The 26,994-nt window shown below is 58.3% G+C and carries 19 protein-coding genes and 1 pseudogene; 10 read left to right on the top strand and 10 right to left on the bottom strand.

Going from position 1 to position 26,994, the window contains the following annotated elements; all coding sequences use genetic code 11:
* Window positions 1–3 precede the first annotated feature (3 nt).
* The 3 genes from BLP23_RS19890 to BLP23_RS34635 are packed head-to-tail and all read right to left on the bottom strand — an operon-like array spanning window position 4 to window position 5,859.
* A complete protein-coding gene (locus tag BLP23_RS19890) occupies window positions 4–3,459 on the bottom strand; it encodes an error-prone DNA polymerase (RefSeq protein ID WP_092586577.1) in 3,456 nt (1,151 codons plus the stop codon).
* Window positions 3,456–4,904: a Y-family DNA polymerase gene (locus tag BLP23_RS19885; protein WP_267890097.1), complete on the bottom strand. Its 1,449-nt coding sequence runs from the start codon at window positions 4,902–4,904 to the stop codon at window positions 3,456–3,458. The genes BLP23_RS19890 and BLP23_RS19885 overlap by 4 nt, the downstream gene beginning before the upstream one ends.
* Window positions 4,905–4,914: 10 nt before the next feature.
* A complete protein-coding gene (locus BLP23_RS34635; protein ID WP_233426771.1) occupies window positions 4,915–5,859 on the bottom strand; it encodes an ImuA family protein in 945 nt (314 codons plus the stop codon).
* A 164-nt stretch (window positions 5,860–6,023) separates the two neighbouring features.
* Between BLP23_RS34635 and BLP23_RS19880 the strand changes: the two genes are divergently transcribed.
* The gene (locus BLP23_RS19880; RefSeq protein ID WP_022717564.1) at window positions 6,024–6,461 is read left to right on the top strand and encodes a metallopeptidase family protein; all 438 of its coding nucleotides are present in this window, start codon (window positions 6,024–6,026) and stop codon (window positions 6,459–6,461) included.
* A gap of 1 nt (window position 6,462) precedes the next feature.
* Here the strand turns inward: BLP23_RS19880 and BLP23_RS19875 are convergent, their stop codons facing one another.
* Window positions 6,463–6,669, bottom strand: coding sequence for a DUF1737 domain-containing protein (locus BLP23_RS19875; protein WP_022717565.1), 207 nt, complete (start codon window positions 6,667–6,669; stop codon window positions 6,463–6,465).
* Window positions 6,666–7,589: an HpcH/HpaI aldolase/citrate lyase family protein gene (locus tag BLP23_RS19870; protein WP_092586575.1), complete on the bottom strand. Its 924-nt coding sequence runs from the start codon at window positions 7,587–7,589 to the stop codon at window positions 6,666–6,668. The genes BLP23_RS19875 and BLP23_RS19870 overlap by 4 nt, the downstream gene beginning before the upstream one ends.
* 111 nt (window positions 7,590–7,700) lie before the next feature.
* Between BLP23_RS19870 and BLP23_RS19865 the strand changes: the two genes are divergently transcribed.
* The 4 genes from BLP23_RS19865 to BLP23_RS19850 all read left to right on the top strand — a co-directional run bounded on the left by BLP23_RS19865 (window position 7,701) and on the right by BLP23_RS19850 (window position 10,804).
* Window positions 7,701–7,931 carry a hypothetical protein gene (locus tag BLP23_RS19865; RefSeq protein WP_092586574.1) on the top strand — a complete coding sequence of 77 codons (231 nt, stop codon included), beginning with the start codon at window positions 7,701–7,703 and terminating at the stop codon, window positions 7,929–7,931.
* Between the two features lie 89 nt (window positions 7,932–8,020).
* On the top strand, window positions 8,021–8,629 hold the full coding sequence (gene leuD, locus BLP23_RS19860; RefSeq protein WP_092586573.1) for a 3-isopropylmalate dehydratase small subunit: 609 nt from the start codon (window positions 8,021–8,023) through the stop codon (window positions 8,627–8,629).
* A gap of 179 nt (window positions 8,630–8,808) precedes the next feature.
* Window positions 8,809–9,921 (top strand): 3-isopropylmalate dehydrogenase, encoded by a 1,113-nt coding sequence (gene leuB, locus BLP23_RS19855; RefSeq protein WP_022717569.1) that lies wholly within the window; start codon window positions 8,809–8,811, stop codon window positions 9,919–9,921.
* 124 nt (window positions 9,922–10,045) lie between these two features.
* A complete protein-coding gene (locus tag BLP23_RS19850; RefSeq protein WP_092586572.1) occupies window positions 10,046–10,804 on the top strand; it encodes a phosphatase PAP2 family protein in 759 nt (252 codons plus the stop codon).
* Window positions 10,805–11,032: 228 nt separating this feature from the next.
* Here the strand turns inward: BLP23_RS19850 and BLP23_RS19845 are convergent, their stop codons facing one another.
* The gene (locus BLP23_RS19845; RefSeq protein ID WP_092586571.1) at window positions 11,033–12,919 is read right to left on the bottom strand and encodes an MFS transporter; all 1,887 of its coding nucleotides are present in this window, start codon (window positions 12,917–12,919) and stop codon (window positions 11,033–11,035) included.
* Between the two features lie 198 nt (window positions 12,920–13,117).
* Between BLP23_RS19845 and BLP23_RS34090 the strand changes: the two are divergent.
* The 3 genes and pseudogenes from BLP23_RS34090 (at window position 13,118) to BLP23_RS19835 (ending at window position 15,477) form a co-directional block, all read left to right on the top strand.
* Window positions 13,118–13,323 (top strand): annotated as a pseudogene (locus BLP23_RS34090) (hypothetical protein).
* 111 nt (window positions 13,324–13,434) lie between these two features.
* The gene (locus BLP23_RS19840) at window positions 13,435–14,469 is read left to right on the top strand and encodes an aspartate-semialdehyde dehydrogenase (RefSeq protein ID WP_022717572.1); all 1,035 of its coding nucleotides are present in this window, start codon (window positions 13,435–13,437) and stop codon (window positions 14,467–14,469) included.
* Between the two features lie 186 nt (window positions 14,470–14,655).
* Complete coding sequence (locus tag BLP23_RS19835) at window positions 14,656–15,477, top strand: lytic murein transglycosylase (RefSeq protein ID WP_092586570.1); 822 nt, start codon at window positions 14,656–14,658, stop codon at window positions 15,475–15,477.
* Window positions 15,478–15,495: 18 nt separating this feature from the next.
* Here BLP23_RS19835 and BLP23_RS19830 read toward each other — a convergent pair whose 3' ends face one another.
* Window positions 15,496–16,137, bottom strand: coding sequence for a carbonic anhydrase (locus BLP23_RS19830; RefSeq protein WP_092586569.1), 642 nt, complete (start codon window positions 16,135–16,137; stop codon window positions 15,496–15,498).
* Between the two features lie 69 nt (window positions 16,138–16,206).
* A complete protein-coding gene (gene pdxY, locus BLP23_RS19825; RefSeq protein WP_092586568.1) occupies window positions 16,207–17,085 on the bottom strand; it encodes a pyridoxal kinase PdxY in 879 nt (292 codons plus the stop codon).
* Between the two features lie 271 nt (window positions 17,086–17,356).
* Here pdxY and BLP23_RS19820 point away from each other — a divergent pair, with 271 nt between their 5' ends.
* A complete protein-coding gene (locus BLP23_RS19820) occupies window positions 17,357–22,135 on the top strand; it encodes an NAD-glutamate dehydrogenase (RefSeq protein WP_092586567.1) in 4,779 nt (1,592 codons plus the stop codon).
* A 31-nt stretch (window positions 22,136–22,166) separates the two neighbouring features.
* A complete protein-coding gene (locus BLP23_RS19815) occupies window positions 22,167–23,567 on the top strand; it encodes an MFS transporter (RefSeq protein WP_092586566.1) in 1,401 nt (466 codons plus the stop codon).
* A 35-nt stretch (window positions 23,568–23,602) separates the two neighbouring features.
* Here the strand turns inward: BLP23_RS19815 and purH are convergent, their stop codons facing one another.
* Together purH and BLP23_RS19805 are read right to left on the bottom strand one after the other, a co-directional pair.
* A complete protein-coding gene (purH, locus tag BLP23_RS19810) occupies window positions 23,603–25,219 on the bottom strand; it encodes a bifunctional phosphoribosylaminoimidazolecarboxamide formyltransferase/IMP cyclohydrolase (RefSeq protein WP_092586565.1) in 1,617 nt (538 codons plus the stop codon).
* Between the two features lie 97 nt (window positions 25,220–25,316).
* Entirely contained in the window at window positions 25,317–26,990 is a 1,674-nt protein-coding gene (locus BLP23_RS19805; protein ID WP_092586564.1) for a heparinase II/III family protein, read from the bottom strand.
* Between the last annotated feature and the right edge of the window lie 4 nt (window positions 26,991–26,994).

Raw genomic sequence — 26,994 nt, 5'->3', positions numbered from 1 at the left:
CCATCAGTGAAAGTTGCGCCCCTTCGGCATGACCTTTGCGGTCTCCCCAGCATTCGTCTCAATGCCTGTTGATATCACTCGACTTTCGATGGCCCCCTTTTCGAGGATACGCGCCATCTCTTTTCCACGCGGATCGGCCGTCGGCCGCATCGCCTCGTCGGCGCGTTCGCAAAGACCAAAGCGCTGCGCTTCCTTCTGCAGAAGGCCGAGAGCGGGCGTCATGTCTTCGATATTCTCGACCACAGTGTGAATGACGCCGCTCTGACTTTGCAATTTGCCATGGATTTTCACGAGCCGCGCGCCCATGACAACCGAGCGGTATTTCTCGAAGGCCTTTTTCCAAACAATGGCATTGGCAACACCCGTTTCATCCTCAAGCGTCATGAAGATCACGCCCTTGGCCGAACCCGGGCGCTGGCGTACCAACACCAGCCCGGCAATCGTCACCCTCTTTCCGTTCGGCACGGCCAGAAGATCGACATTGCGCGTAATCCCTGCTCTTTGGAAATCCTCTCGCAGGAAGGAGATAGGGTGCGCTTTCAGTGACAGCGAGAGATAGCGATAATCCTCGACCACCTGTTCGCCCGGCATCATTTCAGGCAATGTCACCCTCGGTTCGACCTGGAGATCGACATGGGACACCCGATCGAACAAAGGCAACCTTTCTGCGGCACTTTTCACATCAAGCGCCCGCGCTGCCCAGAGCGCCTCTCGCCGCGACAAGCCGATGGAACCGAACGCATCTGCATCTGCCAGCCGTTCGATATCCGATTTTTCAAGGCCCGAGCGTAGCCATAGATCGCGGATCGAGCTATAGCCGGCACCTCGATTTGCGATCAATTTCGCTTTTATCAGGTCGCCGGAAAGGCCCTTCACCTGCCGGAAACCGAGGCGAACTGCCCTCTTCGTCCGGATGATCTTGTTCATGTCCCTGTGCCGGAAGTCGATCTTTGACTTGTCGAAATGCGCATCCTCCAAGAGGCAATCCCAATCCGAATGATTGATATCCACCGCACGAATTTCCACGCCGTGCTCTCTGGCATCCCGGACCAATTGCGCCGGCGCGTAAAACCCCATTGGCTGCGAGTTCAGCATCGCCGCACAGAAGACATCGGGATAGTAGGCCTTGATCCAGGATGAAGCATAGACGAGCAACGCGAAGGAGGCCGCATGGCTTTCCGGAAAGCCGTATTCGCCGAAGCCTTTGATTTGATTGAAACACTGCCGCGCAAATTCAGACGAATAGTTTCTCGAAACCATTCCTTCGATGAATCGCTTCTCGAAATTGCCGATCGTGCCGGTTCTCTTGAACGTCGCCATCGCCCGCCGAAGCCGATCGGCTTCCGCCGGCTTGAAGCCTGCGGCGGTGATCGCAATCTGCATTGCCTGTTCCTGAAACAGGGGAACGCCGAGGGTTCTTTCCAGCACCGCCTTCAATTCCTTGCTGGGGTACTCGATGGGTGTTTTCTGCTCCCGTCTCTTGAGGTAGGGGTGCACCATGTCGCCCTGTATCGGTCCCGGCCGGACGATTGCCACCTCGATGACGAGATCGTAGAATTCCCTCGGCTTCAGACGCGGCAGCATGCTCATCTGCGCACGGCTCTCGATCTGGAAGACGCCCAGCGTATCGGCCCGGCACATCATCTCGTAAACCGGTTTGCCCTCTTCCCCATGCTCCTTGTTGCCGAGATCGGCGAGCGTTTTCTTCACGTCGTAGTGCAGCTGAAGAAGTTCGAAGGCCTTGCGAAGACAGGTCAGCATCCCAAGCGCCAGAACATCGACCTTGAGAATCTTGACATTGTCGAGATCATCCTTGTCCCACTCGATCATGTAGCGGTCCGGCATCGCCGTCTTCATGATGGGCACGACTTCGTCGAGCCGGTCCCGGGTGATGACAAATCCGCCGACATGCTGGGTGAGGTGACGCGGAAAGCCGAGAAGCTCGGACGCATATCTGAGGACGTTCTTCGTCACCGGATCGCTAATGTCGAGACCGGCCGCCTTTGCATCGCGCTCCGACAGATTGTCTTCCGACCAGCCCCAGACGAGGCTGCTGATTGCCGATTGGACATCTTCCGAAAGCCCGAAGGCCTTGGCGACTTCGCGGCCAGCAGAGCGGGTGCGATAGGTGGTCACCCCCGCTGTCAGCCCGGCATGCTCTATACCGTATCTTTTATAGATGTACTGGATGACTTCTTCGCGCCTGTCGTGCTCGAAATCGACATCGATATCCGGCGGTTCATCCCGGTCCATCGAGATGAACCGATCGAAAAGCAAGGTGGCCTTGTTCGGATCGACTTCCGTTATTTCAAGGCAATAGCAGATGACAGAATTCGCAGCCGATCCGCGGCCCTGGCACAGAACCCCGAGCTCATAGCGGGCGTGTTGAATGATTTTGTAAACTGTCAGGAAATAGGAAGCGTAGTTTTTCTGTCTTATGAGATCCAGTTCGTATTCGATCTGCGTCACGATTTTCTGCGGAACAGGCTGCGGGTGGTAGCGCTTTCCAGCTCCGGCCCAGGTCAACCGTTCGAGCGTTTCAAACGGCGTTTCGCCGGGATCGTTTTCAGGCGGATAATTGTGCTCCAGCTCCTTGAGCGAAAAGGTCAAGCTGGAGAAGAATGCACGCGTGTTGTCGATCGCGTCGGGATAGTCCTTGAAGAGACGCACCATTTCCCGCGTTCCTTTGAGATAGCGCTCTGCGTTCGGCGCCAGAAGGAAACCGGCTTCGGCAATCGGAACATGCTTGCGGATCGCAATCACGATATCGGAAAGAGGCCGCCGGTCAGGATGATGATAAAGAGGCTGATTGGTCACGATCAGCGGAATGCGGTTGCGGGCGGCAAGCATGGAAAGGATTGCAAAAACCTGTTTGTCGCGGCCGTCATAAGCCGGCGCCAGCGCCATATGGAATGACTTGCGAAAGCGTTTTCGAAACCGCTGCAGGCAATTCTCAAATGCTTGTTGGCCAACGGCATCATTCACAACGAGCCGGTCAGGAACAAGGGCGAGCATCATCTCGTCTCCCCATTCCATAATCTCCGCCTCGGTGAGGATGCAGGAGCCTTTCTCCGCCTCCGGCTTTAGATTTCCCGCGCTCAGAAGACGGCAGAGATGCGCCCACCCTCGCCTGTTCCTTGGATAGGCAAGAACATCCGGAGTTCCATCCGAAAAGACGAGACGCGCACCTGGCTGGATTCGGATCGGATCGGGAATGATCTGCTTCTTCTCGTCCTCTTCCAGAAGGCCGGCTTCCTTCCTCTCGAATTTTTTCCTGATCTCCTCCGCCTGCGCATGCGCCCGCACGACCCCGGCAACCGAATTCTTGTCAGCTATCCCGAGTCCACCGAGCTTCAGGCAACCTGCCTGCACCACCATCTCCTCAGGACTGGAGGCTCCTTCAAGAAACGAGAAGTTGGTTCTTGCACCAATCTCGAAAAATGGGGGCGTCGTGTTCATGCAAAGAGCCCATGCATGAACCAGCGAGGAGGAAGGTCATGCCCGTAAAAACCTTCGCGATAGATCCAGAAGCGGTGACCGAAATCATCCTCTATTCGGAAATAATCCCGTGCCTCGGCGTCCGCGCCATCGATCCACCATTCCATGGCAAGTCGCTCCGGTCCCTCGCTTCTTGCGACGCGATGCTGCATGCGCCGCCAGAGGAAGATTTGCGGCGGACCGTCGGGCACTTCGGCAAGCAGGGCCTCCACTTGCTCGGCCCTGGCAAAAAGCCGCAGGGGACGCTCACTTCTGGAAGGAAACGGATTTCCTTCCTCCGCCTTGCGGCGTGCCTGAGCGCCCTCCATGGCGGGTATTGCAATCGCCGCCCGCTCCGGCACATGGCTCTCGCGCAGTTGAAATCCCTGCAGGCAATCCGCGCCGAGGCGGGCTGCAATTTTGTCGATGAACGCCGCAAGCGATGTCTCCCTCTGTCGGCCTCCTTCGAAATCCCCCTGCGCCGCATTGAAGGGATCATGGCGCAGCACATTCAGCCGCAGGATTTCAAAGCCGTAGCCGACATCGAAATCGTCGTGGATTGCCTGCAGACGCTCGCAGAAAAGCGAAGCGATATGTTTCGGATCCCTGAGAGGCTGTGAGGCCCCGACGGAAATCCTGAAGACCCTGCCGTCGACGCGAAACAGCACGAGTTCGAATACACGACCACCGGCGCCGCGTGCCTCAAGCGAGGCTTTCAGTGATACGGCGATCTGGCCGGTGACGGCGAGGATATCTTCTTCCGTACCGATCGGCTCGAGGAGGCGTCGTTCGGCGGAAAGACTGGCAACGGGCCGCCGCGGGGAAACCGCCTCCTCTTCCACTCCAAGCGCCTGGTCGAGCCTGAGCAGGAGTTGCGGGCCGAAACGGCGGGCCAACGGTGCGCGTGGGGCAGACAGGAGGTCGCCGATATATTTGAGGCCGAGCTTCTTCAGTGCCTCGATCGTCCCTTCCTCCAGGCGAAGGGCTGCGACCGGCAGTGATGCCAGCGCATGTTCCATCTCATCGGTTTCGATGACGCCACCATCCCCGAAGCGGGAAACGGCCCAGGAAAGGCCCGGCGACGAAGAGATCGCGCCGCGGACATCGAACCCCATATGGAAGAGCCGGGAAAGGATATCCTTGAGCATGGCCTTTTCGCCGCCAAAGAGATGAGCGCAGCCGGTAATATCCAGAAACAGTCCGTCCTGGCCGTCGAATGCCACCAGCGGCGTATAGCGGTCGCACCAATCGGCGATGCCTTCGAGAAGCCGGCGATCGGCGGCCAGGTCTTCCTCGATGACATCCAGAAGCGGGTATATGGCACGCGCTTCTGCCACGCCCTGGTTTTTCTTCAGTTTAATCCGTTCCGCCACCTCATCGAGCGCCGTTAGCCGCATGGCATTGCTGAGCCGTCCAGAACAGACGATCGGCGGCGCGTCAGGGCGTCCGGCCGAACGCCAGGACAGACCCCACCTCTTGCGGGCGATCCGGTCGGTTGGAAGATGGGGAAAGCTGAGCGACAGAATGCGCTGATTGCTCGCCTGGAGAACGAGTGCGCTCTGGTTGGCTAACGGGGAAAAACCGGCGGTCATGAGGGTTCCACTCCAGAAGAAGGGAGAGGGGAGCCGGGTTGCGGCTCTTCTCCAGGATGAGACGAAAAACCGGATTGCCGATGCCGCCGTCTAACATCGAACCATCCGGCAGAGGCCGTGTGCTGGCTGGCGCAGGTTCGGCACGGAATCGGAAAAAGGCGCTGCTCGCCTCCTCCTCGCCGCCCTGTCGCAACAGAAAGAGTGGGCGGCCGGAAGCCCTTGCCCGCATGCTCAATCGCCGGCTTTCTGTAAGACCGAATTGGGCCGGATTGCCGCGGACCTCCAGGATCGTTGCTGGGAAGACGCCGCTTTCGACAGCCGTTTCGGCAAGCCACAGCGCCTCTTCCAGCTTGTGTGGCGAGGCCATGAGAAAGCGTTCCGGCTCCAATCCGAAATCCTTGAGGCCAACAGCATAAGGACGCCCTGCTTCCATTGTGCATATTCTGTCACCAATCCAAAGAACCGGCATGCCATCCGTCGCCTCCAGCCGCTGCAGCCAGGCCGCAAGCGCCAGCACGAAACCGCTGGCGCCAGCTGCATCCCGCAGCATCGGAGACCGGACTTCGGTAATGCCGTTAAGCGGCAGACCGCCTTCGAGCGCTTCATCGAGAATTGGAATGTCAAAGGAGAGACGCAGCGGCGTTTTTGCAGGTCTCGAATAGGTTTCATCGCCAGCCGCAAAAGCCGCTTGCGCCGCCGCCGCAAGCGCCGGTGCCGGCTTGCCTTCGAGTTTCGCAATGGTCTCGCGGAGCGCAAAAAGCTGCTCGCGCGCCACGGCCGTCTGCGCCATGACGTTCACTCCAAAGTCAGATTGTTCCTGTTATGTTCCTATGGATTCCAGAGCTTTCCAAAAGAGTCAACAACCAATTCTTATGAATTTATTCCTGCCTTTGATTCCACACTCGAAAATCCTCCGCAAAGGTTCTATATGGGCGCCAAAGGAAGGGAATTTTCATGGCCCGCATAGACCAGAGCGAGGATTGGCGGGACCGCCATGCCCCAACGCTCAGCACATTCGAGTCCCTGGCGATGGAGGCCTATAGCCACTTGCCAGATGAATTCCGCTCGCTCACCGACAATCTAACGATCGAAATCGAAGATTTTCCGGACGACGATGTTTTCGAGGATATGGCGCTGGAAACGCCGTTCGACCTACTTGGCCTCTTCGAAGGCCGGGGCATTTCCGAGCGCTTCACGGTCGAGACCGGCGAGATGCCCAATCGTATCCGCCTCTACCGGCGTCCCATTTTGGATTATTGGGCGGAAAACGATGAAACGCTCGGAGACATCATCACCCACGTCCTCATCCATGAGATCGGTCACCATTTCGGCCTGAGCGATGACGACATGGAGCGGATCGAAGCGAGCGTCGAGGAAGCGGTCGAGCGTTAAGCTATTGCTCCGAGAGCTTCATCTCCGGATGATAATCCTTGCCTTCGACCTCTTTGACGATCGCCTGGCCGGCAATCACCTGGCCGGTCTGAATATTGTAGGTCAGCGACGGTGCACCGTGAAGCGACCAACCCTTGTTGAGCGCATCGGTTACGCGATGGCAGAACGCGGCGTCGTCCTGGCCGGTCAAAAGGCGATAGAGCTTCATGATAAAGGCTTTCGTTTAATAGTCTGGCGTTCAGCAATCAGGCGGGCTTTATGGACCAGGCTTTGCGCCTGGACAAGATGCAGCCGCTCGATCATCCGGCCGTTCAAAGTGATGACGTTGAGGCCTTCGGCCGAAGGATCGCCGAAAGCGGCGATGATTTCTTCCGCCTCCCGGATGGCAGTCTCATCGGGAGCGAAGTGCCGGTTGGCAGCCTCGATCTGCAGCGGATGGATCAGCATTTTGCCATCGTAGCCCATGGCCCGGGCATGCGCGCATTCGGCCTCAAAGGCATCTGTTTCCTTAAAATCATTGAAAACGCTATCGATCGCATCGAGACCATAGGCGCGCACGGCGAGGATGACCTGCATCAGCCACGGCACGAGATAGCTTCGGCCCGGTTGAGGCAGAACGCCGGTCTCCTTGCGCAGATCGTTCAGCCCGACGACGAAGCAATCGAGTCTCGAGCCGAGCGTGCGGCCAGCCTCTGCGATTGCCGCCGCGTTCAGGATACCGCGCGGCGTCTCGATCATCGCCCAAATACGCAAGGTCTCTGGCTGATCGGCATCAGCAAGAAGGTCGCTCACGGCCATGACATCCTGCGGTTCGTCCACCTTCGGCAAAAGCACCGCATCTGGCCGCAGCGCCTGTACTAGCTCCATGTCGGCATGGCCGAAACCCGACGAAAGCGCATTGATACGGATGATCTTTTCCTTGTTCGTAAGTGGCTTGCCCGAAAAGAAGGCTTTCAGGTTTTCACGAGCCTCCTCCTTCTTTTCCAACGCCACGGAATCTTCGAGATCGAAAATGACGGCATCGCAGTCGAGCGCATGGGTCTTTTCGAGCGCGCGGAGATTGATTGCGGGAACGCTCAGCACAGAGCGGTGCAAACTGAAGGAACGGATGGGCGAATTCTGGTCCATCACGAATGTGTGCCAAGCTTTGTGAAGAGTGACAAGACAACAAAAAGCCATGCTTGACTTGCAGAAATAAAAAACAAGGACCACATTCCTTTCGAAGAAAGGTCTAAACTCATGCAGAATATACGCTCCGTCTTCCTCATGCTGGCAGGGATCACTGTATTCGTGGCGCTCGCTGCTCTCACCTTTTCGGTGACGCTCGCCGTTGGCGGTATCCTGACCGTGCTCATGGCCGGCCGCGCGCTTTCGATGAAGATGAAGCCGGCGCCCGTCCGCGCCAAGGCTGAGCCAAAGCGCGAAATGCGCATCTGGAACGACGGCCGCGGCACGATCATCGATCTCTAAACGCGTTCCAAGATTCTCCTTCATTTTTACGGCGTTTTGCTCTATTGCCGGAGCAATCGTTGAAAAACGGCATACAAAGGCAGGTTTCCATGGAAAAGTTCGTGAAGCTCACGGGCGTTGCAGCACCCCTCCCGGTCGTCAATATCGACACGGACATGATCATTCCCAAGGATTATCTGAAGACCATCAAGCGCACCGGCCTCGGCAAGGGTCTCTTCGCGGAAGCCCGCTACAACGAAGACGGCACGCCGAACCCGGATTTCGTGCTCAACAAGCCGGCCTATCAGAATGCCAAGATTCTCGTTACTGGCGATAATTTTGGCTGCGGTTCCTCGCGTGAGCATGCCCCGTGGGCGCTTCTCGATTTCGGCATCCGCTGCGTCATCTCCACAAGCTTCGCGGACATCTTCTACAACAACTGTTTCAAGAACGGCATTCTCCCGATCAGAGTCAGCCAGGAAGACCTCGACAAACTGATGGATGACGCTTCGCGCGGTTCCAACGCCATCCTGACAGTCGATCTCGAAAACCTGGAAATCACCGGCCCGGACGGTGGTTCGATCAAGTTCGACCTCGACGAATTCAAGCGCCACTGCCTGCTGAACGGTCTCGATGATATCGGCCTGACGCTGGAAAAGGCCTCGGCGATCGACAAGTTCGAAAAGTCGAACGCCGCATCGCGTCCCTGGGCAGCTTAGTCGCCCAAACACGGCATGTGATCAAGCCGGGCTTCGACCCGGCTTTTTCTTTGCTTCCAAGCCGGGATGCACATCGCCATCGTGCGGCAGCAAACCGTACCGATTCAGCTGTTCTGTTCCTTGAAATGGCGTCCGGCGGGGTCTAAGAAGCCGCAACTTGTTTTTACGCGGAGGGTTTCATGACAGCGCGCAATCTTTTCCTGCTGCCGGGCGACGGCATCGGTCCCGAGGCAATGGACGAGGTCCGCAAGATCATTGCTTACATGAACGAGGCGATGAACGCCGGCTTCGTTATCGGTGAAGGCCTTGTCGGCGGCAGTGCCTACGATGCGCATGGCGCGGCCATCTCCGAAGACGACATGAAAAAGGCGCTGGCGGCAGATGCGGTTCTCTTTGGTGCAGTCGGCGGTCCGAAATGGGACAGCGTGCCTTATGAAGTACGCCCGGAAGCGGGCCTTCTGCGCCTGCGCAAGGACTTGGAACTCTTCGCAAACCTGCGCCCGGCAATCTGCTATCCGGCGCTTGCCTCCGCCTCCTCCCTGAAGCCGGAACTTGTCGAAGGTCTCGACATTCTCATCATCCGCGAGCTGACGGGCGGCGTCTATTTCGGCGAGCCGAAGGAGATTATCGATCTTGGCAACGGCCAGAAACGCGGCATCGATACGCAGGTCTACGACACTTACGAAATCGAACGCATTGCCGGCGTCGCCTTCGAGATGGCCCGAACCCGTCAAAACCGTGTCTGCTCCATGGAAAAGCGCAACGTCATGAAGTCGGGCGTGCTCTGGAATCAGGTCGTGACCGAGACACACAAGGCAAAATATTCCGACGTCCAGCTTGAGCACATGCTGGCCGATGCCGGCGGCATGCAGCTGGTGCGCCAGCCTAAACAGTTCGATGTCATCGTCACCGACAACCTCTTCGGCGACATGCTTTCCGACGTCGCGGCGATGCTGACCGGCTCGCTTGGCATGCTGCCGTCTGCTTCTCTCGGTGCGCCGGATGGCAAGACAGGCAAACGCAAGGCGCTCTACGAACCGGTCCACGGCTCCGCTCCCGACATCGCCGGCAAGGGCATCGCCAACCCGATTGCGATGATCGCCTCCTTCGCCATGTGCCTGCGTTATTCCTTCAACCTCGTGAAGGAAGCCGACAATCTTGAGAAGGCGATCGCCAACGTTCTGGATAAGGGTATCCGCACGGCCGACATCATGGCCGAAGGCGCCAAGAAGGTTGGAACTGTTGAAATGGGCCAGGCGATCCTTGCCGAGTTCAAGACGCTTTCTGCCTGATATTTCACGTGAAACGCTTTTCCGCCCTTCGTATCTATCGGTACGGAGGGCTTTTTATTGAAGGTATCAGCCCCGGTTCCTATGTCCTGCAAAACGACGAAGGGCAAAACGACGAAGGGATGGAATGAGCAATATCGCCGATCACAAACCAGGCTGCCGGTCCTATCTCGGCAAGCGCTATGACGCCCGACGCACGATCCATCGCAGAGTTCCCTGGAAGGCGTTCACGCTTTCCGCGATCAATTTGGTCGTCATTGCCTTTTTTGTCTTCGACAGGCCGCTCGGACAGGCAGCGAAAAGCCTTTCGCCTCCCTTGGTATCGATCGCCGGCGACGTAACGGATATCGGCCGCCTTGCTTGGATCCTTGCGGGGCTCTGCACCATTCTCGCCACCGGTTACGCCGTTCGCCGGCGCCTTTGGAAAGTCCGCCGTCAATTCCGTATGGTCTATTTCGTCCAGATGACAGCCTATGTCGGTCTCTCCGTAATCCTGGCCAGTGTCTGTGCCAACACTTTGAAATTTTTGATCGGGCGGGCGCGCCCGCTCATTTATGAGCAGGAGGGCATTTTCAGTTTCTCGCCCTTGAACATGGATTTCCTGCATCAAAGCTTCCCCTCAGGTCATTCGGCCAATATCGGCGCGCTCTTTGTGGCACTCATCCTCCTTTTTCCGCACGTCAGGCTCATTTTCATAGGTATCGGGCTCTGGCTCGGTGCGACCCGCATCATCATCGGCGTCCACTATCCGAGCGATGTCGTAGCAGGACTGGCACTCGGCGCCTGGCTCGCATTTGCCGTCTCAATCCTTTTTGCCCGTTTCGGTCTGGTCTTTGCCGTCGGCCGCGAAGGCTGGCCTGTGCCACGGCTCAGCAGGCTTATTTGAGCCTCTGCTCAAAAAACTGTCGTTGCCTTCTGCTGCCGTTGTGCTGTTCCTAAACAGTTTCGAACGGATGATGCGGCCACGGACGACCGCGATCGTCTGTTCGCGCTAAGGCCTGCTCTTCAACCCGGGTCGTGACGGACGGCCGACGCCCGGCGGGCTGCTGCGGATGTAAAAAACCCGGCGCCGTTAGAGGCGCCGGGTCCCGTTTCTCAAATCTGATGGTTTGTCTCAGTCCATCGTGCGGATATCGCGGTCCTTGGTTTCCGGCAGGAAAATCATGCCGATGACCAGGGTGATGCCCGCAAAGATGATCGGGTACCAGAGACCGTAATAGATGTCGCCCTTAAAGGCGCTCATCGCGAAGGCGGTTGCCGGAAGCAGACCACCGAACCAGCCGTTGCCGATGTGATAGGGCAGCGACATGCCGGTATAGCGGATCCGGGTCGGGAAGAGCTCGACCAAAAGGGCAGCGATCGGCCCGTAGACCATCGTCACGTAGATGACGAGGACGGTCAGGACAGCGATGACGCCCACCCAGTTGAGCCTTGCCGGATCGGCAACCATGGTGAAAGTACCACCGTTGGCGACCGTGTAGACAGTCATGTCGGTGACGCCCTTGGCCTCGTCGGCTGTCAGCAGCTTGTCGGTCACGAGCTTGGAGGCCGGGACGGTCTCCTTCTGACCTGCACGAACCGCATCAGCATTGAGAGCCAGCTCCGGATTGGCGGCGATAAAGGCATCGAGCTTGGATTCCGGAACCTTGGCCGCACCGCGAACCAGGGGGTAGCCAGCATCGCGAAGTGCGATGTTGATGCCCTTTTCGAAGGCGCCGTTCATGGCTTTTGCCTTGTCGCCAGCGGCCGCGGCATCATAGCTGGTAATCGTGTCGTCGGCGATTTTGACCGTGGCGGCCGAACCGGCGGCGCCGCTGACGACATCATAAGGCACCGAGTTCTTCGTCAGGAATGACGTGGCGATATCGCACGAAGTGGTAAACTTCGCGGTACCGGTCGGGTTGAACTGGAACTTGCAATCGCCCGGTGCCGCAGTGACCGTTGCGCGGATCGTGGCCTGCGCCTCTGCAAGCGCCGGATTGGCGAAATTGGTCAGAGCCTTGAACAGCGGGAAGTAAGTCACCATGGCGAGCAGGAGGCCGGCCATGATGATCGGCTTGCGGCCGATCTTGTCGGAAAGCCAGCCGAAGAAAACGAAGAAGCCGGTGCCGAGCAACAACGATGCAGCGACCATCAGGTTCGTCGACTGCGCGTCTACTTTCAGGATGTTCTGCAGGAAGAACAGCGCGTAGAACTGACCGCAATACCAGACGACAGCCTGCCCCATGACGGCGCCAAAGAGCGCAAGCAGCGCCACCTTAGCGTTGCGCCACTGGCCGAAGGCTTCCGTCAGCGGTGCCTTCGAACCCTTGCCCTCGGCCTTCATCTTCTGGAAGGCAGGGGACTCGTTCATCTTCAGACGGATCCAGACGGAAACGCCGAGCAGCACGACCGAGACGAGGAACGGGATGCGCCAGCCCCAGGCGGCGAAATCGGCGGCGCCGAGCATGGACTGGACGAAGAGAATGATCAGCAGCGAAAGGAACAGGCCGAGTGTTGCCGTCGTCTGGATCCATGACGTGAAGAAGCCGCGCCGGCCGTGCGGCGCATGTTCGGCCACATAGGTCGCTGCACCACCGTATTCACCGCCGAGCGCCAAGCCCTGCAGCAGGCGAAGACCGACCAGGATGATCGGGGCTGCGATACCGATCGACGCCGCCCCTGGAAGGATACCGACGAGGAAGGTCGACAGACCCATGATCAGGATCGTGATCAGGAAGGTATATTTGCGGCCGACCAGATCGCCGAGGCGGCCGAAGACCAGAGCGCCGAACGGGCGCACCAGGAAACCCGCTGCAAAGGCGAGCAGCGCGAAGATGTTTCGCGTCGTTTCCGGATACTGGCTGAAAAAGGTAGCGCCGATATAGGTGGCGAGTGAACCGTAAAGATAGAAGTCATACCATTCGAAAACAGTCCCGAGCGACGAGGCGAAGATGACCTTCTTCTCCTCGCCTGTCATCGGGCCGACCCTCGCGTCTCCGACGCTTGCGACATTTGCCATTGTCTGTCCTCCACAGAGTGATAAGCAACGAGACGCGTCCCAAGCTCTCCTCAAAGCATCCTTGGACGCAACTCGCCTGACGAGAGTGTGACAGAAAAGGATTCGGAGAAAGAGAGCGGCTTTGGGATTATGACTTTAGTCTAATGCCTATGCACAGATTGTCGCAGGCAAGGCTTCTTCCGATTTGGGCCGCAACCTCTGCCCAGGTGCTTAACAGAGCAAGGTTGCAAAAACCTTGACTCCTGTGGAAAACCTTTTATGAGCAACGGCGGAAAGGAATATCCATGGTTCGCGACGAACATGCCATTGCCGCACGCAATGATCTGGCACCAGGTGCCGGGATGGATATTGCTGTTCCGGTTTCTTCCAAAACCAAGGCCAAAACGACGACGAAAACCGTCTGACGTCTCTGGCCTGCCGCTCTCTCCCCGGCCCGGCTGGGGACAGGAAGCCGCGATCGTTTCGCGCTTTCCCCCCTCACCGGACAAGAGGAGAGAAGAGAAAGAGAGCTTGAAATGGGTTTCAAAGTTGCAGTTGCGGGAGCGACCGGAAATGTGGGCCGGGAGATGCTCAACATCCTCTCGGAGCGCGGCTTCCCCGCCGACGAAGTCGTGGCGCTCGCCTCCGCGCGTTCGCAGGGTACGGAAGTTTCCTACGGTGACCGGACACTAAAGGTTTCCAATCTGGAGAACTACGATTTCTCCGACACAGACATCTGCCTGATGTCTGCGGGTGGCGAGGTGTCCAAGAAGTTCTCCCCGAAGATCGGCCAGCAGGGATGCGTCGTGATCGACAACTCCTCGGCCTGGCGCTACGACGCCGACGTGCCGCTGATCGTTCCGGAAGTGAACCCGGATGCCGTGACGCAGTTCACCAAGCGCAACATCATCGCCAACCCGAATTGCTCGACCGCACAGCTCGTCGTTGCTTTGAAGCCACTGCATGACTTCGCCAAGATCAAACGCGTTGTCGTCTCGACCTACCAGTCGGTTTCCGGCGCAGGCAAGGACGGCATGGACGAGCTCTTCAACCAGACACGCGCCGTCTTCGTTGCCGATCCGATCGAAAACAAGAAGTTCACCAAGCGCATCGCCTTCAATGTCATTCCCCATATCGACGTCTTCATGGAGGATGGCTACACCAAGGAAGAATGGAAGGTTCTAGCCGAGACGAAGAAGATGCTCGACCCGAAAATCAAGGTCACGTGCACGGCGGTACGCGTTCCGGTTTTCATCGGCCATTCGGAATCAGTCAATATCGAGTTCGAAAACGAGATCACCGCCGATCAGGCGCGCGAGATCTTGCGTGACGCTCCAGGATGCCTCGTCATCGATAAGCACGAAAACGGCGGCTATATCACGCCTTACGAATCTGCCGGCGAAGACGCGACCTATATTTCGCGCATCCGCGAAGATGCGACCGTCGAGAATGGCCTCAACATATGGGTGGTCTCAGACAACCTACGCAAGGGCGCTGCTCTGAATGCAATCCAGATTGCGGAGCTCCTCGTCAACCGTGGCCTCATCAAGCCACGCAAGAAGGCAGCCTGATACCAAAAATTAACCATAATTTACTATCAGCCCCGCATATCGCCTGATTATGCGGGGCTTCCTACGAAAACTGGCCGACGGCCATCAGGTTGCAAGGGCCTACCGAAAGGTGATCGTGACAAAATTATCTGCTGCTGGCATTCTTGCGCGGCGCCAAGCTTATGCAGATCGAGATCGGGGTTTCTGATGAGCATGACAAAATTCTTTGTGGCGATCGTCGCAGCGGCGAGTGTACTCCACGCTCTTCCGGCAGTGGCAGAGGCTGCCCAGTGCGGCAACAACAGCGCGGGTTTCCAAGCCTGGGTTGCCGACTTCAAGCAGGAAGCGGCCGCCAGCGGCGTCAGCCCATCGGTGCTGAACCGGGCCTTCGCCAATGTAAGCTATAATAAATCGACAATCGCAGCCGACCGGGGCCAAAAGAGCTTCAAGCTGTCCTTCGACGCATTCATGAAGAAGCGGGGCGGCGCAACGATCATCTCCCGCGGCAGAAGCATGAAACGCGCCAATCAAGGGCTCTTTGCCTCGATCGAAGGCCGCTACGGGGTTCCGGCCGGTCCGCTGATTGCGATCTGGGGAATGGAGACCGGCTTCGGCAGTTATATGGGCAATCAGCATACCCTGTCTGCCGTTTCGACGCTCGCTTACGACTGCCGCCGCTCGGATTATTTCACCGATCAGCTTTACGCCGCTCTGCAACTTGTTTCCGAAGGCTATCTGAACCCGCAGGCTCGCGGCGCTGCGCATGGCGAAATCGGCCAGACGCAGTTCCTGCCGCGCAATGTAGTCCGTTTCGGAGCCGATGGCGACGGCAACGGCCGCGTCGACATGGTTGGCTCGCGCGCTGATGCCCTGGCTTCGACCGCAAACTTCCTCAAAGGCCACGGCTGGCAGGCCGGCGCCGGTTATCAGCCAGGCGAAGCGAACTTTGCAGCAATCGCCGGCTGGAACGCCGCAACGGTCTACCAACAGGCAATTGCTTATATCGGCCAGCAGATCGACGGCCAGTAAGCTTCCCGCCCGCGAAGCTTATACTTCCGGGCGGATAAAATCGCGCGTTTCCGCGTCCATCACCCATAATTCGCCGGTCGATATATCGAACCAGGCCCCATGCAGGGCGATCTTCCCCGCCTCTTCAAGCGCCTTGATGTCCGGAAAACTTCTGAGGTTGTTGAGCGAGTTGCGGATCGAGACGCGCTCGAGCGCCGTCTGGCGCTCAGCGGCAGTCATCACGTCATTGCTTTGGATCTGCTCGGCAGCGGGCCGGACGAGCGACATCCAGCGGCCAATGAAATCACCAGGCGACAGCGGTTCGGAATTGGGATCAAGCGCTGCACGGATACCGCCGCAGCGGCCATGGCCCATGACGACGATGTCGGAAACCTTCAAGACCTGTACGGCAAATTCCAAAGCGGCGGACGTCGAGTGGAAATGGCCATCCGGCTCGTAAGGCGGCACCATGTTTGCGACGTTGCGGATGACGAAGAGCTCACCGGGGCCGGCGTCGAAGATAAGTTCCGGTGCTGCGCGCGAGTCTGAACAGGCAATAACCAGCGTATTCGGACTCTGACCGTTTTCGGCCAGCATCTTATAGCGGTCGCGGGCGTCAGCGTAACGCCCGTTCATGAAGTTGCGATAGCCGTCCAGAAGTGAACTTGGAAAACACTGCATGACTGTCGATTAGCGCGCAGACGCCCCAAGATCAACTGCTGCGCATGCGAAATGCGAAAACTGGCGCCGCTAACTCTTTTTCCGCTGGGCGGGATGCATGAGGCGGCGCATCTGCACCATGGCCATCGGTGTCGAGAGGCTTGATGCATCGCTTGCGAGCGTAAGCTCATCGCTGCCGCGTTTGACCGCACGCACCAGCACTTCATAGACGCTGGCTGTTGCAAGCTGCAACGCCTTTTCGTCGTCCATCCCGGAAAGAAGCCGCGAGAGGAAGACGGCCGCCAGCAGATCGCCCAGTCCATTCGGCGGCTTGTCGACGACACGATGCTCGGCAAGCAGAGCATGGCGGCCGGAAAGATAGAGATTTCCGGTGCCGCCAGCCATCATCGGAACAGCGGAGGTGACAAGCATGCGGGAAGGGCCGAGTGACAAAGCAGCCTCCATGACAGCTGTATTGTCCTCCAACGGTGCGCCCACCATCCAGGCCAGCTCATAGCGGTTGGGTGTCGCCAAAGACGCAAGCGGGATCAGATGGTCGCGGATCGCCTCAGCCGTCGCTTCGGGCACATAGAGGCCGCCCAGATCGCCCATCACCGGATCGCAGACATAAAGCAGCTCGGGATTCTTTTCGCGCAAGGCACTGATCAGACGGGCAACAGAACCAGCCTGGGCAGCGTTTCCGAAATAACCAGACAAGACCGCCTTCACTTCTCCAACCCACGGCGCACGGATGAGATCATCGATAGCGGCATCGAAATCGGCCTCCGCAAAAGTGAGCCTGGTCGAACGGCCATGACCGGGATGCCAGGGCAGAATGATCGTCGGCAGTGCCCAGACCTGATGGCCGAGCGTCTCAAGCGCGAAGACGGCGGCACGATTGCCGACCGAACCGCGAACGACATGGCTGGAGATCACGATCACCGTTCCTGCGACACTATTATCCGGCATTGTAATTTTGAACCCTGAATTCGATGCGCTGTTGATCGTCCTTTTGCCGCGCAGCTGTCAACCATTCTTCATCCATGCATGGAAATCTCGGCGAGCCGAAAAAATCCAAGACCGGCCTGCACTTTCCTAGAATCGGAGAATCCTCTGAAATTTTACTGAAACAAGGTCAAAAACGCACAAAAACTGCCAAGGCGGAGGCTCTTTTAGGGGTTTTTTCGACAATTCTTCTGCTAACTTGCGGCAAATCACACAAATCGGGGGAATGTCTTCAATGGCTGCCAAAAACCATCCGCGACGGGAAAAGCTGATCGAAAGCGCAAAGAAGATCGCTGCTGCAGCCAAAGAGCAGCATCTCGATCCGGAAATCCTCTTCGGCCGGGCGAGCGGAGACGACCTCGATCGCTACACACCGCAGATGCTGGCGCTTTCGGCCGCTCATTCTGCCAAGGAGCTTGCGGGCTGGGACGGCAAGGTCCCGCGCGTTACGATCGAAACGCTGGCCGATGTCGAACCCGACGGCGTTGCGGTCTCGGTCCTGACGGTCACCGATCACAATAAGCCGTTCCTTTACGAGTCCGTCATGAGCGAGGTCACAAGCACTTATCGCGATCTCTATATGGCGGTGCATCCGATCCTGGTGATGGAGCATGGCAAGACGCCGGTCCTTTATTCAGCTGAGGAGGCGAGCGATCCGGCAAAACGTGTCAGCCATATCCAGATTCACATTTCGCCGTTGACTACCGCGCAATCCGACGACCTTCGCAACCGCGTCATGATCGTGCTGGAGCAGGTCCGCCAGGCTGTTTCCGACTGGAAGCCTATGCTTTCCAAACTCGACACCGTGATTGCCGAATTGGGCAGCTACAGCGCCAGCCGCAAGAAGGCCGATCGGGACGAAGCGTTGGCTTTCCTCACCTGGCTACGCGATGAAAACTTCACCTTCCTTGGCATGCGTGAATATGTCTATTCGGGCAAGGGCAGCGAAGCGAAGGTCGAGCGTGACAAAGGCGCCGGCCTCGGCATTCTTTCTGATCCGGATGTATTGGTGCTGCGCACCGGCAAGGATGCCGTAACGACGACGCCGGAAATCCTCGCCTTTCTCGATGGTCCGGATTTCCTGATCGTCACCAAGGCGAATGTGAAATCTGTCGTCCACCGCCGCGCCTATATGGACTATGTCGGCGTCAAGCGATTCGACAAGGACGGCAACGTCACTGGCGAGCTGCGCATCGTCGGCCTCTTTACCTCTACGGCCTACACCTCCTCGGCATCGGAAATTCCGCTCATCCGTTCCAAAGTCGCCAAAGTGACAGATCATTTCGGCTTCGATCCCATGAGCCATTCCGGCCGAATGTTGGACAACACGCTGGAATCTTATCCACGCGACGATCTTTTCCAGATCGACACGACACTGCTCGCGAATTTCGCCGAACAGATCAACGATCTTGTCGAACGACCGCGCGTCCGCGTTCTGCCGCGCATCGATCATTTCGACCGTTTTGTGTCGGTCATCGTCTATGTACCACGCGAGGAATACGATTCCATCGTACGCGAAAAGATCGGCACTTATCTGAAGACCGTTTATGACGGCCGGGTCTCTGCCTATTATCCGGCCTTCCCGGAAGGGCGGGTTGCGCGCGTACACTTCATCATCGGCCGGTCCGGCGGCAAAACGCCGCGCATCCCCCAATCGAAGCTCGAGGAAGCGATCCGCGCCATCACCGCCCGCTGGGACGATCGCTTCGAAGCGCTGGCTGGGCCGAAGGCGCCGAAAATCGCCGTCAGCAATGCCTTCCAGGATTCCTTCACCGCTGAAGAAACGGTTGCCGATCTACCGGATATCACCGATTGCGCCTCCGGCGAGCCGATACGCATCGAGTTCTATTACCGCAATGATGCGGAACGCGGCCGGATCTTCTCACTCAAGATTTTCCATGCTGGCGAGCAGCTTCCGCTCTCGCGCCGCGTGCCGCTTCTCGAAAATCTCGGTTTCAACGTGCTGAGCGAGCGGACCTTCGACATCGAAGTTCCAACCGCAGACGGCTCGGTCAACATCGTCGTACTACACGATATGGAGCTTGAAGACCGCAGTGGCGCCGAAATTGACCTCAGCCGTCATGGTGCTGCCCTGGAAGAGGCCTTCATTTCTGCTTTCGACGGCACGATCGACAATGACAGTTTCAACCGGCTGATCCTTTCAGCCGGGCTTTCCGCACGCGAGACGAATGTCCTGCGGGCCTATGCGCGTTATCTTCGTCAGGCAGGTATCGCCTATTCGCAGGATTACATCGCAACGACCCTCGATAAATACCCAGAGATTGCCGCTTCGATCTTCCGCCTCTTTTACGATGCGCTCGATCCGCAGCTCAACGAGAAGGCGCGCATGAAAAAGCTCGCCGACCTGCATCGGTCGATCGAGGCGGCGCTCGCCAATGTGCCGAGCCTTGACGATGACCGCATCCTGCGCCGGTACATCAATGTCGTTGATGCGACGCTGCGGACCAACTACTTCCAGCGTAATGCCAATGGCTCGCCGAAGGCGATGCTTGCCTTCAAGCTCGATCCTAATCTCGTCGATGGCCTGCCCGAGCCGAAGCCTTTCCGGGAAATCTTTGTCTATGGCGTCGAAGTCGAGGGCGTGCACCTGCGTTTCGGCAAGGTTGCCCGCGGTGGCCTGCGCTGGTCCGATCGCGCCGAGGACTATCGCACGGAAGTCCTAGGCCTTGTAAAGGCGCAGCAGGTGAAGAACGCCGTTATCGTCCCAGTCGGCGCCAAGGGCGGCTTTTATCCGAAGAAACTGCCCGCTGGCGGCAGCCGAGATGAGATCTTCAATGCCGGCCGCGAAGCCTACAAGACCTATATCCGCACCCTGCTTTCGATCACCGACAACATTTCAGGCACCGATATCGTGCCTCCGGCAGATACAGTACGGCTCGATGGCGACGATCCCTATTTCGTCGTTGCCGCCGATAAGGGAACGGCAACCTTTTCCGACACCGCCAACGCACTGGCTCAGGAAGCTGGTTTCTGGCTCGACGACGCCTTTGCGTCAGGCGGCTCGGCCGGCTACGACCACAAGAAAATGGGCATTACCGCGCGTGGCGCCTGGGAAACCGTTAAGCGTCATTTCCGCGAGATGGATATCGACATCCAGACGACACCGTTTACGGTGGCCGGTGTCGGCGACATGTCCGGCGACGTTTTCGGCAACGGCATGCTGCTTTCTCCGAAGATCAAGCTCGTTTCCGCCTTCGACCATCGTGATATCTTCATCGATCCCGATCCGGACATGGAAAAGACGCTCGCCGAACGGCAGCGACTTTTTAACCTGCCGCGTTCAAGTTGGCAGGACTTCGACAAGTCGGTTCTTTCGAAAGGGGCGATGGTCATTTCACGCGCGGCGAAATCCGTCACGCTAAACCCGGAAGCGGTTGCCGCGATCGGCATCGACAAAGCGGTGGCAACCCCCTTCGAGATCATCACAGCAATCCTGAAGAGCCCGGTAGATCTTCTCTGGTTTGGCGGCATCGGCACCTATGTGAAGGCGCAGACGGAAACCGATACGGAAGTGGGCGATCGTTCCAACGATCCGATCCGCATCACGGCTGATGAGGTACGGGCGAAGGTGATCGGCGAGGGCGCCAACCTCGGTGTCACGCAAAAGGGCCGCATCACTTATGGCCTGAAAGGCGGACGGAGTAATTCCGATGCGATTGACAATTCAGCCGGCGTCAACACTTCGGACGTCGAGGTGAATATCAAGATCGCGCTCGCCAATGCGATGCATGACGGTCGGCTCACACGGGCAAAACGCGATCAGCTGCTTTCCTCGATGACGGACGAAGTCGCGGCCCTCGTTCTGCGCAACAACTATCTGCAATCGCTGGCGATTTCGCTGACCGAACGCAAGGGAACCGCTAACGGCCTTGAGCTCGCGCGCTTCATGAGCGTGCTGGAAGGGGCCAAGCAGCTCAACCGGAAGGTGGAAACGCTTCCCGACGAGGCGACGCTTGCCGAGCGCTATGCTGCTGGTAAGCCGCTCACGCGGCCGGAAATCGGCGTGTTGCTCTCTTACGCCAAGATCGTGCTTTTCGATGCCGTTACCGCAAGCGACCTCCCGGATGATCCTTATTTTGCGTCGACCCTTGCAAACTACTTCCCGGCTAAGATGCAAAAAACCAATGCCTCCGACATCGCAACTCACCGGCTGAAACGCGAAATCATCGCAACAGTGCTTGCCAACGAGGCAATCAATCGCGGCGGCCCCGGCTTTGTGGTAAGCATGATGGATGCGACAGCGGCGTCCGCGCCGGAAGTCGTTCGTGCCGCGATCATCGCTCGCGATGGCTTCGACCTGACCAGGCTTTGGACAGAGACCGATGCGCTGGACGGCAATATTTCCGGACAGATGCAGAACCGTGTCTATGAAGAGATCGGCCACAGCTTCACCGTCTTGACTCGCTTGCTCCTGAGGACCGGCATGGCAAAAGGCGGCATAGCAGAAACCATTAGTCGGCTTCAGACTGCGTTGAAGAAACTGAAGCCTTCCTTTGCCGCGCAAGCTCCCGCAGAGTTCGAGGCGCGTGCCATGGAGTATCGCGAAGCCGGGCTGCCAGAGAGATTGGCCGCCGTTATTGCCGGGCTGCCGGGCTTTGTGCTGGTGCCGGAGATCATGCAGATCGCCGAACGCACAGGCGAGGCGCTCGGACGTGCCGCGGAAAGTTATTTTGCCGTATCGCAGACCTTCCGCGTGGGAAGGCTGCTCGCAGCCGGCGCCCGCATTCTCACCTCGGATCACTACGAAAGCCTGGCCCTGGCCCGCAGCATCGACCAAATTGCCAGTGCCCGTCGCGATATCGTCATCTCGGCGCTGTCCGAGCATGGCAAGGAAAAGCTGCCGGTTCAGGCGTGGCACGGAGTCGATCGCATCAGGATCAACCGCATCGCCGAAGAGCTGTCAAACCTCAGCGACAGCGGCGATCCAACGCTTGCGCGAATCACAGTGGCCGCCGGTCTTTTAACCGATCTTGCGCGCGACCGGGCGAGGTGACACAGTCCGCCGCGAAAGCGGGAGCGTAGGCGTGAGTAGAATAGACTGGACCGGAACGGGAACGCCGGCGCCACAGAAGGCGTCGGAAAAGGGCATCTGGAGCTGGATGCTTTTCGATTGGGCCGCGCAACCGTTTTTCACGGTCGTGACCACGTTCATTTTCGGACCCTACTTCGTCTCACGCCTGACGGACGATCCGGTTTCGGCACAAGCGATGTGGAGCAATACGGCGACGATCTCTTCGGTGATCATAGCCCTGCTCGCTCCCATCCTCGGCTCCATCGCCGATCAGTCCGGCGCCCGCAAGCCCTGGATCGCCTTTTTCGCTATCATCAAGGTTGTCAGCCTCTTCGGCCTTTGGTTTGCCGCGCCCGGTTCGCCGGTTGTCTATCCGGTGATGTTGATGATCCTGGCGTCGATCGCCGCGGAATTCTCGATCGTCTTCAACGATTCCATGATGCCGCGCCTTGTGGGCAAGGATGAGGTCGGCAGGCTGTCCAATACGGCCTGGGGGCTTGGCTATCTCGGCGGCATGATCGTGCTCATCACTGTTGTGACGCTGCTTGCGGGAAACCTGGAAACGGGAAAGACGCTGTTGGGGCTCGACCCGTTGTTCGGGCTTGATCCTCATACCGGTGAGGACGCGCGCATTACAGGGCCGATTTCCGCTGTCTGGTATCTCGTCTTCATCATTCCGATGTTCCTCTTCACACCCGATGCGGCGAAGGGATTGCCGCTCGCCGCTGCCGTCCGTACCGGCCTCAGGCAGGTCGCAAACACAATCAGCGAGTTGAAGATCCGAAGAGGCATCCTGAAATTCCTGATTGCCCGCATGATCTATCAAGACGGGGTCAACGGGTTGCTGATCCTTGGCGGCGCCTTTGCCGCCGGCATGTTTGGCTGGGCGACGATCGAAATCGGACTTTATGGGATCATCCTCAATGTCGTCGCGATTTTCGGCTGCGTCATCGCCGGACGCGTTGATCGCCGGATCGGATCAAAAGCAACGATCCTGATCAGCCTGACGCTGCTTTTGCTCGCAACCCTCGGGATCATTTCGACGGGGCCGGGTTATACGCTTTTCGGCCTGCTGCCGATGTCAACGGCGGATGCCGGAGGGCTTTTCGGCACCGCGGCGGAAAAAGCCTATATTCTTTACGGGCTGTTGATCGGCCTCGCCTTCGGTCCCGTCCAGGCTTCGTCGCGCTCTTATCTGGCGCGCAGCGTCAGCACCCAGGAGGCAGGGCGGTATTTCGGCATCTATGCGCTATCCGGCCGCGCCACGAGCTTCATGGCAACGCTCTTCTTCTCGCTGATAACCTATGCCAGCGGATCAGCGCGTCTAGGCATGGCAACGCTGATCCTTTTCCTCGCGGGCGGATTGATCCTGCTGATCACGACCCCTTATCCGGCGGACAGGAAGCAGGATTGAAACGTACCCCGGCTGAGCGCTGAGGTTCTGTCCGCTCAATGCCGGAAATGGCGCATGCCGGTGAATACCATCGCGACGTCGTGCTCGTTTGCAGCGTCGATCACCTCTTGGTCGCGCATCGAACCACCCGGCTGGATGACTGCCGTCGCGCCCGCTGCAATCATCGACAGAAGACCATCGGCGAACGGCAGGAAGGCTTCCGAAGCGACCGCAGAGCCGCGTGTCATCGGAGTAGGCAAACCCAGGGCCTTGGCGGCTTCCTCTGCTTTCAGAGCAGCGATACGGGCGGAATCGACACGGCTCATCTGGCCGGCCCCAATGCCGGCCGTCTGGCCATCTTTGGCGTAAACGACGGCATTCGATTTCACGTGCTTGCCGACCTTGAAGGCAAACTTCATGTCTTCCAGTTCCTGTGCCGTTGGCGCGCGCTTGGTTACGATCTTCAGCGCCAGATCCTCGATCATGCCGTTGTCACGGCTTTGGACCAGCAGACCGCCGGAGACTGTTTTCGCCGTCAGGCCAGCGGCACGCGGATCGGGCAGATCGCCGGCAGAAAGCAGGCGCAGATTCGGCTTCCTCGCAACGATCGCCTTGGCTTCTTCGGTTACATCCGGAGCGATGATCACTTCGGTGAAGAGCTTGATGATTTCTTCGGCGGTCTCCGCATCGAGCGTGCTGTTAAACGCAATGATGCCGCCGAACGCAGAAACGGAATCGCAGGCGAGCGCCCGTTTGTAGGCTTCGACAAGGCTTGGCCCCGTGGCAACGCCGCAAGGATTGGCGTGCTTGATGATGGCGCAGGCGGGTGCCTTTTCAGGCAGGAACTCAGCGACGAGTTCGTAGGCCGCATCGGTGTCGTTGATGTTGTTGTAGGAGAGCTGCTTGCCCTGCAGCAGCATCGCCGTTGAAACACCTGGTCGCTTTTCACCGGTGACGTAGAAAGCCGCCTTCTGATGTGGATTTTCACCGTAGCGCATCTCTTCCCTCAGAACGCCGCCGATCACCCGATGGCGCGGCGTATCGATGGAAAGCGCTTCAGCGAACCAGTTGGAGATCGTCGCGTCATAGGCAGCGGTGCGGGCATATGCCTTGGCTGCCATACGCTGGCGGAACGCATAGTTCGTCTGGCCGGCATCGGCCGTAAGCTGTTCGAGCAATTCCGGGTAATCTGCAGGATCGGTGAGGATCGTAACGTAAGCATGGTTCTTGGCAGAGGCACGGATCATTGCCGGACCGCCGATATCGATATTCTCGACCGTCGTGGGGTAATCACCACCGGCGGCACGCACATCTTCGAATGGATAGAGGTTTATGACGGCAAGATCGATACCATCGATACCATGCGCCTTCATAGCTTCCTGATGCGCGCTATCATCACGGATTGCCAGGAGACCGCCGTGGACCTTCGGATGCAGCGTCTTCACACGGCCGTCCATGATTTCCGGAAAGCCGGTGACTTGGGAAACGTCGGTGACGGCCAAACCCGCGGCTGTGATGGCCTTGTGCGTCCCGCCTGTCGAAAGCAGGCGGATGCCCTTTTCGGAAAGAGCGCGGGCAAGCTCGACAATACCCGCCTTGTCGGAGACGGAGAGCAGCGCGGTTTTGACCTTGACCTTATCAGGGGCGGCGATTTTCTTGGAAGTGACGGCCATGAACCTTCTCCGTTCGGGCTTCGGGAGACATCCGGCAAGGGACGTATAGGATAATGGCGCCGCGTTAGCACGAGCTATGCCGCTGCGCAAACGGCGACTAGCTCTTGCGGGACAAAAACCAGCGAATTTCTGGCTTCTCGGCAAAAACGAAGTCGATCTCGATCTGGTCGGAACCGCAGATGCCGGAGGCGTCGGCAAAGAAGATATCTTCAGTGATCAGAACTTCGTTCCCCGGCGACGAAAAGAGCCAACTGTCGCCATCCGGCGCTGTCAGCAACACGGACTCGCGATCACTCTGCTTCACATTTATGGCCGGATGGATATGGAAGCGCGCGGCCGCACGAAGAGGTTCGTCAATGACGCGCTCGCCCTGCCGCACCAACCGATCACGGCCAGTGACGATGGAACCTGCAGCATTCAGCGTCAGTTCGCGCTCATGGAGGATGCCGAAATTTTTCAGATAGCCGTCGTGACTGACCTTGATGCCATCGCGTCCGTCGTCGGTTTCAGCGCGCTCGACGCTGACGGTCTTCACCGAATCCGTCATGACATAACCGAGAAATTCCGAGGCCGAGAAACGGCTGGATGAGGTGTCGTTCAGTGTCACGGTCGAATGCGTCGCAGTCGTGCGCGCCATCTGCACATAGCGGCGGCCAGCGAATTTCGGTGAGCCGGAGTTAACGATAAAGCGATGACGACCCGACGACATTTCGAATGAAAGGCAGCCCGCATGCGCCGTGCGCGACAGGGGGCCAGCTGTGGGAGGGCCGGTATCGGCGATCAAAATGGTATTTCCCGCCGCAAGACGTTGAAAGCGCGAATGCGGCATTGCCTTGAAAGGTAGGCCGGCCGTTTCGTCATAGCGCAGAACCGACATCAGCTCGTTGGCAAGCGTCGAGGTCGCGCCGTTAAAGAGCGCGAGATCGCCGTTGTGGTGGCGGAAAAAGCGCAGCGCCGGATACATTCGATCGATGCCTGAAATCAGCTTCTGCGGCAGATCGTGACCAAGATTCACATAGGTCTGCCGGAGCGGCAGGAGATCGAGAAGCAATTCTAGGCCTGTGCGCGGATTGCGGGAGATGTGCCCGCCGTCGGGTAGAATCTGGCTATCGAATTCATTATCCAGCGCCTGGGCGGCCTTGCGCAGCACACCTTGTCGCGCTGGCATTGCAATCGAGGCCATGGCGAGGGCGATCCGCAGGCGGAAAAGAACTTCCCCCGCCGGCGCGAAAGCCGCCATACGCCGCAGGAAGCGAACCTGAAACGCCAGAGACTTCATAAAGCGGCGGTAAAAGCCGCGATCAGCATTCTGCAGCACGACTGGCGAATGCGAAAGCCAGGCAATCACTCGCTGTGAAGTGACATCGATCTCCCAGGCGATGCCTTCCATGCGGCCAGCGTGCAACGACAGCCAGCTATCGACGATCGCCCGGGCAACCGCGGAAGCTTGATCGTTTTTGTAGGCACGCATGTGGCGAAGCCAGCCAAAGCCATGCAAACGGCTGGCAAAAGCGCGTGAAGGAAGCGTAAAGCCGAAGGGTGACTTGCCGTTCGTCTCCAGCAGGCGGCCTGCCAGAGCAAAGCGGCCGTTCATGATCTCCTCGGCGATATGAGGATCGATCGCGCGAAGATCGGTCGGCGCAACGATAAGCCTCTCGGGCACCTGGATTGTATGGCGCAAAAGACGAAGGCGCAGCGATGCGATGCGCCGCGACATGCGGCGCCAAGCCTCCCGAACATATAAACTCCAAAACCGCCGGCCGGACTGCATATTC

The sequence above is a fragment of the Rhizobium mongolense subsp. loessense genome (assembly GCF_900099775.1).
In the GTDB taxonomy this organism is placed as follows: Bacteria; Pseudomonadota; Alphaproteobacteria; order Rhizobiales; family Rhizobiaceae; genus Rhizobium; species Rhizobium loessense.
Note: the sequence above shows the minus strand (reverse complement) of the source record. Positions and strands in the feature narration are given on the sequence as shown.